Source organism: Streptomyces alanosinicus (assembly GCF_014650595.1).
GTDB lineage: Bacteria > Actinomycetota > Actinomycetes > Streptomycetales > Streptomycetaceae > Streptomyces > Streptomyces alanosinicus.
In genome coordinates this window covers 1-4695 of sequence record NZ_BMVG01000098.1, presented here as the reverse complement: position 1 = coordinate 4695, position 4695 = coordinate 1, and the positions used below count along the sequence as shown (strand labels likewise).

Sequence of the window (4695 nt, the reverse complement as noted above, 5' to 3'; positions counted from 1 at the left end):
GGTACGGGTGCCCGGCGTGTCGGGCTGCCGACGTACGCCTTCCAGCACCAGCGCTTCTGGATCCTGGACGGTCAGGGTGCGGGCGATGCCGCCTCCTTCGGGCTCACCACGCTCGACCATCCGCTGCTCGGCGCGGTCATCTCCGCGCCGGAGACGGACGGGGTGGTGCTGACCGGGCGGCTCTCGGCGGCCGTACAGCCCTGGCTGGCCGATCACCGGATCGGCGAGGCGGCCGTCTTCCCGGGCACCGGATTCGCCGAGCTGGCGGTCCGCGCGGGTGACGAGGTCGGCTGCCCGGTGGTGGAGGAGCTGACCCTGGAGGCGCCGCTGGCGCTGCCGGAGCGCGGCGGTGTCGCCGTACGCGTGTCGGTCGGTGCCGACGACGGGACCGGGCGGCGGCCGGTGCTGTTCTTCTCGCACGGCGAGGAGGGCGAACCGTGGGTGCGGCACGCGACCGGCACCCTCACCGCCGAACCGGCCGGCGCGGACGACGACTTCGACGCGGTGCTGTGGCCGCCGCGGGGCGCCGAACCGGTGGACCTCGACGGGTTCTACGACGAGGTGGCCGAGGCCGGACTGACCTACGGGACGGTGTTCCAGGGCCTGCGGGCCGCCTGGCGCGCGGGTGACACCGTCTACGCCGAGGTGGCGCTGCCCGAGGGCGTCGACACCGACGGCTTCGGCGTCCACCCGGCCCTGCTCGACGCCGCCCTGCACCCGGTCGCGCTCACCGGCGTGACGGGCGGGCAGGCCGCGCTGCCGTTCGCCTGGTCGGGGATCTCCCTGACCGCCGAGGGCGCCCGGCAGCTGCGGGTGCGGGTCTCGGTGCGGGGCGAGGGCAGCGTACGCGTGGACCTCAAGGACGGGGCCGGATCGCCGGTCGCCGCGATCGGCTCGCTGGCGCTGCGGCCGCTCACCGCCGCGGACCGCGCCGCCGGGGCGCCCTCCGCCGAGGACGCGCTGTTCGCGGTCGAGTGGACCGCCCTCACCGCCGAGACACCCGAGCTGCCGTCCGTCGGCGGCTGGGAGCCGGTCACCGCGTCCACCGACGCCCCGGTGCCGGGTGCCGTCGTCCTGGACGTGGCACCGGGCGGGCCGGACGCCGGCCCGGACGCCGTGCACCAGACGGTGGCGGACACGCTGAGCAGCGTGCGGCAGTGGCTTGACGAGCCGCGCTTCGAGGGCGCCGCACTGGTGGTGCGCACCGAAGGAGCGGTCGCGGTGGCCGACGGGGAGCGGCCGGACCTGGCCGGTGCCGCCGTCTGGGGCCTGGTGCGCTCCGCGCAGTCGGAGAACCCGGGCCGGATCGTCCTCCTCGACGGTCCCGCCGACGCCGCCGCCCACGCGGTTGCCTCCGGCGAGCCGCAGCTGGCCGTGCGCGACGGCGGCCACCTCGTGCCCCGGCTGGCCCGCGCCACCGCGGCCGACGGCGAGGCACCGCGGTTCGCGCCCGACGGCACGGTCCTGATCACCGGCGGCACCGGCCATCTGGGCCGCGTCTTCGCCCGCCACCTGGTCACCGCGTACGGCGTACGGCACCTGGTGCTGACCAGCCGGCGTGGCCCGCACGCCGCCGGGGCATCCGAACTCATCGAAGAAATAAGGAAGTTGGGGGCCGATGCGCAGGTCGTCGCCTGCGACATCGCAGACCGCTCCGCCCTCGCCGACCTGCTGGCCGGCATCCCCGCCGACCGTCCGCTGACCGGCGTACTGCACCTGGCCGGCGTCATCGACGACGGCGTCCTCGCCTCCCTCACCCCCGAGCGGCTCACGGCCGTACTGCGGCCGAAGGCCGACGCGGCCCTGCACCTGCACGAGCTGACCGCGGGCCACGACCTGGCCGCGTTCGTCCTGTTCTCCTCGGCGGCCGGCGTCCTCGGCAACCCCGGACAGGCCAACTACGCGGCGGCCAACGCCCTCCTCGACGCCCTCGCCACCCGGCGCCGGGCGGCCGGCCTGCCCGCCCAGTCCCTGGCCTGGGGCCCCTGGACCGGCGAGGACGGCACCGGCGGCATGGCGGGCGACCTGCCCGCCACCGGCACCGACCGCAGCGGCCGGCTCGGCATCGAGACCCTCTCCAGCACCGAGGGCACCGACGTCTTCGACGCGGCACAGGCCCACGACGCGCCCGCCCTGGTCACCCTGCGACTCAACCTCAGGGCACTGCGCGCCGCCACGGACGTACCGCCGCTGCTGCGCGGACTCGCCCCCGGCCGGTCCCGTCGCCGCGCCGAGTCCACGGCCGCCGACGTCACCGCCTTCCGCACCCGGATGGCCGCCCTGTCCGAGCAGGCACGCACCGACGAACTGATCGACCTGGTACGGGCGCACGCGGCCGCCGTCCTCGGCCACTCCTCGGCCAACGCGATCGGCAGGACCCGCGACTTCAACGAGCTGGGCTTCGACTCGCTGTCCGCGGTCGATTTCCGCAACAGCCTCGCCGAGGCCACCGGGCTGCGCCTGCCGCCGACGCTGGTCTTCGACTACCCCACCCCGGCGGCCGTCGCCGAGCACTTCGCCGAGCAACTGCGCCCGGCGGACGACGCGACCGGCACCGGCCCGGAGGACGAGGCACGGATCCGCCGGCTGCTGCAGAGCGTCCCGCTGGCCCGGCTGCGCGAACTGGGCGTCATGGACGCCCTGCTCGGCCTCGCCGACGCGGACGCGGACGCCGACGGCACCCAGCAGCACACGCAGCAGACGGTCGCCGACGAGGAAGCGATCGACGACCTGGACGCCGAGAGTCTCATCAGCATGGCGCTCGACGGTCTCGGGCTGGACGACACACAGGGAATGTGAGAGAAGCAGATGTCCACTTCTGACCAGAAGCTCCTCGACGCACTCCGGGCGTCCATGAAGGAAACCGCCCGGCTGCGCACCCAGAACCGGAATCTGACGGCCGCCGCCCGGGAGCCCATCGCCATCATCGGCATGGCCTGCCGCTACCCGGGTGGCGTGGATTCCCCCGAGGGACTGTGGCGGCTGGTCGACGAGGGGCGCGACGCCGTCACCGAGTTCCCCGCCAACCGCGGCTGGGACGTCGAGGGCCTGTACGACCCCGACGGCGAACGCCCGAACACTACGTACGTCAACCAGGGTGGCTTCCTGCACGACGCCGACCGCTTCGACCCCGCCCTGTTCTCCATCAGCCCCAACGAGGCCCTCATCATGGACCCCCAGCAGCGGCTGCTGCTGGAGGCGTCCTGGGAGGTCTTCGAGCGCGCCGGCATCGACCCGTACGCCCTCAAGGGCAGCAAGACCGGCGTCTACTCCGGGATGATGTACCACGACTACCCCTACAACAACGCGACCGGATCCATCGCGTCGGGCCGGGTCAGCTACGTCTTCGGCTTCGAGGGCCCCTCCGTCACCATCGACACAGCCTGCTCCTCCTCCCTGGTCGCCATCCACCTGGCCGCCCAGTCGCTGCGCTCCGGCGAGTCCACCCTCGCCCTCGCCGGCGGTGTCGCCGTGATGTCCACCCCCGAGGTGTTCGTCGAGTTCAGCCGCCAGCGCGGCCTGTCCAAGGACGGCCGCTGCAAGTCCTTCGCCGCCACGACCGACGGCACCGGCTGGTCCGAGGGCGTCGGCGTCCTCCTCCTGGAGCGCCTCTCCGACGCGCGCCGCAACGGCCACCAGGTCCTGGCGGTGGTGCGCGGCTCGGCGGTCAACCAGGACGGCGCGTCCAACGGCCTGACCGCCCCCAACGGCCCCTCCCAGCGGAGGGTCATCCAGCAGGCGCTGGCCTCGGCCGGCCTGACCACCGCCGACGTCGACGCGGTGGAGGCCCACGGCACGGGTACGACGCTCGGTGACCCCATCGAGGCCCAGGCGCTGCTGGCGACCTACGGCCAGGACCGGGACGAGGACAAGCCGCTCTGGCTGGGCTCCCTGAAGTCCAACATCGGTCACGCGCAGGCGGCGGCCGGAGTCGCGGGCGTCATCAAGATGGTCCAGGCGCTGCGCATGGGCGTCCTGCCGAAGACGTTGCACGTGGACGAGCCGACGCCGCATGTGGACTGGGAGGCGGGCAACGTCAGGCTGCTGACGGAGGCGGTCGACTGGCCGTCCTCCGCCGAGCGCGTACGCCGCGCGGGTGTCTCCTCCTTCGGCCTGAGCGGCACGAACGCCCACGTGATCGTGGAAGAGCCGCCGGTGGCGGAGGCTCCGGCCGAAGAGGAGGACGGCGCAGGTGACGGTATCGATGCCGGTTTCGAGCCGTCGCTGGTGCCGTGGGTGGTCTCCGGGCGTACGGCACAGGCACTGCGGGAGCAGGCACGGAGCCTGGCCGTGTACGCCGAGAAGCTGAATGACGAAGACATCGCCTCGGTCGGCCGGGGTCTGGCCGCCCGCCGGGCCCGCCTCGACCACCGCGCGGTGGTGCTCGGCCAGTCTCGCGAGGACCTGCTGGCCGCCCTGACCGCACTGGCCGAGGACACGGCGTCGGCGGACGTCGTCACCGGCTCGGCACGGGAGGGCAGGACGGCGTTCCTGTTCACCGGCCAGGGCGCCCAGCGCCTGGGCATGGGCCGCGAACTGCACGCCGCGTTCCCGGTGTTCGCCACTGCGTTGGACGAGGTCGCGGCGGCTGTGGACACCTATCTCGATCGGCCGTTGTTCGAGGTGATCTGGGGCGAGGACGAGGAGCTGCTGAACAGCACCGCCTACACCCAGCCGGCCCTGTTCGCCATCGAG

Annotated in this window: 2 protein-coding genes and 1 pseudogene; all 3 read left to right on the top strand. The window is 73.9% G+C overall.

Annotated elements, in window-relative coordinates; translation table 11 throughout:
- A partial coding sequence (locus IE277_RS46170) for a type I polyketide synthase (protein ID WP_189960072.1) occupies window positions 1-2799 on the top strand: 2799 nt, incomplete at its 5' end.
- A 9-nt stretch (window positions 2800-2808) separates the two neighbouring features.
- A pseudogene (locus IE277_RS50240) lies at window positions 2809-2862 on the top strand (polyketide synthase docking domain-containing protein); the annotation flags it as partial.
- A gap of 9 nt (window positions 2863-2871) precedes the next feature.
- The coding region (locus tag IE277_RS46165; RefSeq protein ID WP_444544865.1) for a type I polyketide synthase at window positions 2872-4695 on the top strand (1824 nt) is incomplete at its 3' end.